The sequence below is a fragment of the Staphylococcus sp. EG-SA-2 genome, from assembly GCF_017152085.1.
The window spans coordinates 1-580 of sequence record NZ_JACYHC010000019.1 but is presented as its reverse complement, the minus strand read 5'-3'; the positions used below and the strand labels follow the sequence as shown (position 1 = coordinate 580).

Here is a 580-nt window from a genome sequence, read left to right as displayed (position 1 = left end):
CTCACCAAGGTTTGCGTAAGCATATTAAAGATGTAGCTAAGGAACATAACATCGAAGTACAATGGGATACGACACCAGGTGGAGGTACAGATGCGGGAAGTATTCATGTCGCAAATGAAGGTATTCCCACGATGACAATCGGTGTTACGCTGCGATACATGCATTCTAATGTTTCAGTGCTCAATGTAGATGATTATGAAAATTCTATCCGTCTTGTTACTGAAATTGTCCGTTCATTAAATGATGAAAGTTATAAAAATATCATGTGGTAACCCAATCCACAAATAATAAAGAATCCTTTTAATATGGTAGGTTGTTAAACAATTGTCTAATTTTAATTCTTAGTCATTAGACAGTATCCATGTTAATAGGATTTTTTGTTTTTAATTTAAATGCTGAAAATCAATTATGCCTAAATTTTGATATTACAAGAAAATGATTTTTTCTTAAATATAATTGCACTAAAAACCAAAAAAACGGGAATAATATACCTGATATATTACATGAGGAGCGGTGCAAATGTTGTTAGAAATTAAAGATTTAGTGTATAAAGCGAGCGATAGAATCATACTAGATCATA

At 31.7% G+C, this 580-nt stretch carries 1 protein-coding gene and 1 pseudogene; both read left to right on the top strand.

The features are described 5' to 3' along the window. A pseudogene (locus IDG60_RS00120) lies at positions 1 to 272 on the top strand (peptidase M28); the annotation flags it as partial. A 247-nt stretch (positions 273 to 519) separates the two neighbouring features. Further along, positions 520 to 580 (top strand): hypothetical protein (locus IDG60_RS21575; RefSeq protein ID WP_241013307.1); only part of this gene is annotated, 61 nt, incomplete at its 3' end.